Origin of the sequence: Kutzneria sp. 744 (genome assembly GCF_000568255.1) — a bacterium.
Lineage (GTDB): Bacteria > Actinomycetota > Actinomycetes > Mycobacteriales > Pseudonocardiaceae > Kutzneria.
Map to the genome: position 1 here is coordinate 10,694,718 of NZ_KK037166.1, position 5,966 is coordinate 10,700,683.

The 5,966-nt window shown below is 70.9% G+C and carries 3 protein-coding genes; all 3 read left to right on the forward strand.

Annotated features, from left to right (window positions below; translation table 11 throughout):
• Positions 1-256 precede the first annotated feature (256 nt).
• Positions 257-718: a YbaB/EbfC family nucleoid-associated protein gene (locus tag KUTG_RS48510; protein WP_052396333.1), complete on the forward strand. Its 462-nt coding sequence runs from the start codon at positions 257-259 to the stop codon at positions 716-718.
• Position 719: 1 nt separating this feature from the next.
• Positions 720-1,022, forward strand: coding sequence for a WXG100 family type VII secretion target (locus KUTG_RS48515; protein ID WP_043726730.1), 303 nt, complete (start codon positions 720-722; stop codon positions 1,020-1,022).
• Positions 1,023-1,066: 44 nt separating this feature from the next.
• A partial coding sequence (locus tag KUTG_RS62655) for a WXG100-like domain-containing protein (RefSeq protein ID WP_198047618.1) occupies positions 1,067-5,966 on the forward strand: 4,900 nt, incomplete at its 3' end.

Consider the following 5,966-nt stretch of genomic DNA (forward strand, 5'->3'; position numbering starts at 1 on the left):
GTCGGCCGACGCGAACCTCGGTCCGAGCGGTTCGGCGGCGGGGCGGCGTGATGCGGCCGGGCCTGACACCGACGGCGGTGGGCGGTTCCGCCGCCGTGCCGGCCACACGCGGGACGGAGGTCTGGCTGCGGGCCGACGCGTCCAGCTGGGACGCCGTGGGGCGCACGCCGGGCCGGCTCGGCCGCGATCGTCTCGATGGACTCGACCACGCCTGGCAGGACGCGGGTAGTGCCCCGGAGGAAGGAAGGCAAGCGCGATGAACGACTGGAACGCCGCGAACTTCAGGTCCCTGGACGAGGCCAGCGAGGCCGCGCTGGCCGCCCTCGAACGGGAGCAGCGCAAGCTCGCCGACGTCACGAGGGTGATCGACGAGGAGACGGTGACCGTCCGGGCCAAGGACCGTTCCCTGAGCATCACCCTGGACGGCCGCGGCGAGGTCACGAACATCGCGTTCAACGGCACCAAGTACCGGGCGATGGCGCCGGCCGAGCTGGCGCACCTGCTCGTCGAGACGATCCGGGCCGGTCGTGCCCAGTGCGTCCAGAAGATGACGGCGGCCATGGGGCAGCCGGCGCTGCCCGACATCGATTTCGCCGAGCTGGCAAGTGGAAACCTGAACCCGATGGAAGTCTTCGACAAACTCATCACGCCGTTCCTCGGTGAGGATTTCGGCGGCATCGTCGGTCGTCCTGGCAAGGAATCACGGGAAGGCAAGTGACATGAGCGACAAGACCACAATCGACACTGATGGCGCGCGGAGCACGAACGCGCGCTTCCGTGGGCAGGGGTCCAGCTTTTCTGATGCCGTGACGCGCCTGACGGCGACGGTGGGGAGTTATGACGGCTGCTGGGGCAATGACAAGTTCGGCCAGGCTTTCGCCAAGGCCTATCTCCCCGGGGCGCAGGACGCGTTGAAGTACTCCGGCCAGATACCCGGCAACCTCAAGGACAGTGCCGACAGTATCGAGGCGTCCATTCACAGCTTCGAGACCGTGGACCAGAACAACGCCAACGGTCTGTGATCGATCTCGTCTGACGCTCTCCGACAGGACAGGTGCACCGTCCCATGGCTGCCACGCATCTTCCAGGCGCCCTCCAGAAACTGCTGGAGGTCACCGTCGGCATGCCGTGGCCCGAGGGCAACGAAGAGGACATGTGGCACCTGGCCGACGTGTGGCGCGAGTTCTCGGACGAACTCACGTCGCTGTCGTCCGACCTGACGTCCGACGCTGCGGCGTTCGGTGAGTCGATCAAGGGTGAGTACGGAGACAGTCTCAACGGATACTTCACCGGCACCGGACAGAACGATCTTCAGACGGTGCTCAGCAGTCTGGTGACGTCCATGGGAGGCCTGGCCGACGCGCTGGACAACGGCGCTTCGGACATTCAGAAAACCAAGATCATGATTATTGTGATGCTGGGTGTTCTGGCCTCGACGCTGGCGTCGCTGTTCGCCTCGCTGTTCGGCTCGATCTTCGCGCCCGGCGTCATCGCCGCGGCGCGGGTCGGTATCGGGTTCCTGTTGCGCGAGCTGCTCGCGAAGCTGATGGAGGCGGGGCTGGCGAAGATCGCGCAGCAGGTCCTGCTCAAGGTGGTGGTCAACGCGGCGATCGGCGCCGGCTTGCTGACGGGCCTCGATGCCGCGATTCAGTTCGGCCAGATCAAGGCTGGGCATCGGCACGGGTTCGACAAGCAGTCGTTGAAGGGCGACGCGATCGGCGGCGCCATCGGTGGTGCGCTGGCCGGTCTCGCCGAGTTCGCGGGCGGGTTGGGCGGTGGCCTGGGGCGGGCCCTTCCCCGATCCGTGCGCCCGTTCGGCAAGTTCGGCAACAGCGTGTTGCAGATCGCGGCCGCGGCCGCGAGCAACCCGCTGATCAACACCGCCACGCATCAGCCCGGCGGCAATGCGTCCGACGGCATTCTGGGCGCTTTCGATCACGGTGGCGGCCACGAGCGTCCGCACGTGGACGTGCCGCCGCTCAATCTCGATCATCCGCTGTCGGTCCCGCCGGTCGGGAGCACGTTGCCGACCGTGGAGCCAACCGTCGCGCACGAGACGACGCCGGTGCGCACACCGGGAGGACAGCAGATCGGAGCAGGGTTCACCAAATCTCCGTCGACTTCCAACGGTGGTGGCAGCTCGTCGAGCCATTCGACTGTGCCCACGCAGTCCAGTGCTCCGCGGGACGGGCACGCCGAACCAGGAAAGCGGTCGCCCGGGGTACTTCGAGTCAACACGACACCACCACGCGGCGGGAGACAACCCGCACCCCAGTCCGGCCGCAGCCCGGCGCAGTCGACCTCGTCCGGCTCGAACGGCACCGGGGAGACCGCGCCGTCCGGCGGCCGCGACACCTCTCCTGGCAGCCGGACCGCGTCAAACCAGACGACCTCGGGCAGCGCGCCGCCGACTTCCTCCGCGGACCGCAGCTCGTCCGCCACGCCAGGGCGCGGCGAAGACGTCCACACCACCGCCGAGCCGAAGACGAGCGGTGCTCCGTCCTCGGACGGCACAAAAGCCGCTGACGGCAACGGAAGTCGTGCCACCGTGCCGTCCACATCGGACGCGAAGACGGCGGGCACGAAGACGCCGGGCGCGGCGGATCCTGGGACGTCCAGCCGGCCCACGTCGTCGGATGGCGGCCACACCACGGACAACGGCGGGCAGACCGGCCAGGCGCCGGTTCGGGGCACGTCCGATGTCGCGCCGTCGAGCCGATCCGGTGATTCGGCCGGTCCGTCTGGTCGTGAGACCGTGGGAGCTGACGGTGGGGCGCGGCAGTCGGCGTCGAACGGCAGGGGCACAGCGAACGCGGGCGGGCCGGGGACCGGTGATCCGGTGGCGCGGGATCGCACGCCTGCCGGCCAGTCTCCGGTTCAGACGGACAGTCGGACGCCTGTCGCGAAGCCCGACGGTTCGGCGCCGAGCACGCGCCCGGATGGCACGACGTCGCCCATGAATACGACGAGGCCTGCGGACTCCACTGCGTCTGGCGTCCCCGGCCGGAGCCCTGCCGGTGATTCGGCCGGTCCGTCCGGTCGTGGGGCAGATCGCGAGGCGGTGGATGCTCCTTCGTCGAGTCGTGACGGTGGGCCGCGGCAATCGGCGTCGGAAGGCAGGAGCACGCCGCCGACGGTCGCGTCGGGCCCGCAGCGTCCCGGCGACACCGCTTCGCCTGCGGGTGTGACGAAGCCTGCGGATTCCGGTCCCGGCAACACCGGCCGGAGCCCTGCCGGTGATCCGTTGGTGCGGGATCGCACGCCTGCCGGCCAGTCGCCGGTTCAGACGGACAGTCGGACGCCTGTCGCGAAGCCCGACGGTTCGGCGCCGAGCACGCGCCCGGAGAGCCAGAGCGCCGCGGGTACCCAGCGTTCCGGCGACACGCCTGCGCCCGCGAACGTGACGAGGCCGGCGGACTCCGCTGCGTCCGGCGTCCCCGGCCGGAGCTCTGCGGGTGATTCGGCCGGTCCGTCTGGTGGTGGGCCGGTCCGTGACGGCGGGCAGCCGCAGCCGCCGGCGTCGGACGGCAGGAGCCCGTCGGTGACGGGTGGGCCTCGGGGTGGTGATCCGGTGGTGCGGGATCGCACGCCTGCCGGTCAGTCTCCGGTTCAGACGGACAGTCAGTCGCCTGTCGCGAAGCCCGACGGTTCGGCGTCGAGCACGCGTCCGGATGGCACGACGTCGCCCGCGAATGTGACGAGGCCTTCGGACACCGCTCCGGGCAGTACCGGCCGGAGCCCTGCCGGTGATCCGGTGGTGCGGGATCACACGCCTGTCGGCCAGTCTTCCGTCGACGCCAACGGTCAGTCGCCTGTCGCGAAGCCCGACGGTTCGGCGTCGAGCACGCGTCCGGATGGCACGACGTCGCCCGCGAATGTGACGAGGCCTTCGGACACCGCTCCGGGCAGTACCGGCCGGAGCCCTGCCGGTGATCCGGTGGTGCGGGATCACACGCCTGTCGGCCAGTCTTCCGTCGACGCCAACGGTCAGTCGCCTGTCGCGAAGCCCGACGGTTCGGCGCCGAGCACGCGCCCGGAGAGCCAGAGCGCCGCGGACACCCTGCGGCCGGGTGGCACGACTCCGCCCGCGGACACCGCCAAGCCTGGGGACGTGAGCACTCCCGCGAAAGCGACCACGCCGGCGAACACCGTCGTGTCCGGGGATGCGGGCCGCACGACTCCCACCGATCAGGAAACCTTCAAGCCGGAGCCGACCGCCCAACCTGCCGCCACCGACGCGTCCAGCCCCTCCACGCCCGGCCGCGCGGCCGCGTCGATGGCATCGTCCACGCCGGACCGTTCGACTCCCGCCGCCCCGCCTGCCACCAGCAAGCGTCCGACGGTCGAGACAGGGCGTGGGCCGGCGGATCCAGGCCCGGCGCGTCCGGCCGACGAGCAGGCGCCTGCCGGACGTGCGACGCCGGAGCCCGAGCACACGGCCGGGACAGGTCCCGAGCGGCCCTCGCGAGCGTCACTGGGTGAATTCCTCAGTTCCCGTCCCTCGGACGAGCCGGTGCGGCACCCGAGCGGCGAGCATCCCGCCACCGAGCATCCCGCCACGGAGCACGCCGGCGCCGACAACGCCAAGCCGCGCGACGACGAGCTCATGCCGGCGGACACCCACGTCGCGGACGACGAGCACATCGACCTGCCGGACGCCCCGACATGGCGCGATCCGGAGGTCTTGCCGGACCCGTCCCCGGCGGCACTGCTCGGGGATCTCCCGGTGGCGCGGAACGACCCGATCGGCTCCCTGCGGCCGGAGATGAAAGCCCATATCAACGAACTCGGCGGCGTCGCGCGGAAAGCCGGCCTGCCCGAGGAACAGTGGCGGCCACTGGTCGAGTCGGCCCGCGAAGCGGCCGACGGCGGCGGCTGGGAGCACACGCTGCCGCGGCTGGAGGCGCTCCGGGCGGCGGTGGAGAGCGGGCTGCTCGACAAGAAGCTGGCGGGGTTCGACGCCCACCTGCGCAACGGGTTCTCGCCGCTGCACCAGTTGGAGGTCGACCGGAAGGCGTGGTCGTCCAAGGTGGACGGCGTCAAGCAGGCTCGGCGGGCCGGCAATCCGGCGTTGGTGGACAGTGCACTGCGGGAGTACGCCGCGTTCGTGGAACGGCACCTTCCCCCCGAGGTGCTCACCGGCGAGGACGCTCCCCGGTCGTTCGACCCCGCCGTGGAGAAGCTTCGCCGCGAGTTGACGTCGGTCGACGACCCGGCGATGCGGGAACACCTGCGGGAAGACCTGGCTTGGCACCAGCAGATGCGGGAGCGGCTCGATCAGCTGGGGCAGGTCGACCCCGGCGCGGCTCACATGCGACGGCGGGTCAACGCCATGGAGGAAGAGGCGCGGTCCGGGGAAGAGGCGGCCAAGGCCCGAGCCGACCTGGCGGAGTTCGATCGTGACAGCGAACTGCGGCGGGGCATGGACAAGGTGCGGGCGGGCGCCCCCAAGGTCGATCTGGACCAGGGGCTGGCGGCGCTGCGCGACGGGAGCGCGCACGACCCTCACGGCGATGAGCTGCGGCGGCGGCTGGACGACGCCAAGACCGAGGAGGAGCGGGCGCATGTGCTGCGGGAGTTGGCCGAGCACAACAAGCTGACGCCGGAGGAGCGGCGGTTCGAGGCGTTGCGGAGGGCGTTTCCGCGTCCTGACGACGCGCGGCGGGAGGAGCTGTTCCGGCAGTCGGAGAACGCGCGGAGCCCGGAGGAGGCACGCCTGGCTGACCAGGCGCGCACGGAGTTCACCGACCAGCAGACGATCGAGCAGCAGCGTCAACTGGCCGAGCGGCTGCCGGCGGAGCGGCCGGCCGGCGAGGCGCTGCCGCCGCGGCTGAATGAGGATTTCGAGGCGTTGCGCGGCGACGGAGCGCATCTCGATCCGCGTGAGGCCGAGCTGATGCGGCGGACGGAAGCCTTGACGGATCCGGCGGAAGCGGCCCGCGCCGAGCAGGAGCGCGAGGAGCACA

Excerpts from the sequence above, each read along its gene's own strand:
- KUTG_RS48510 (WP_052396333.1), top strand. The coding sequence starts at position 257 with ATGAACGACTGGAACGCCGCGAACTTCAGGTCCCTGGACGAGGCCAGC.
- KUTG_RS48515 (WP_043726730.1), top strand. The coding sequence starts at position 720 with ATGAGCGACAAGACCACAATCGACACTGATGGCGCGCGGAGCACGAAC.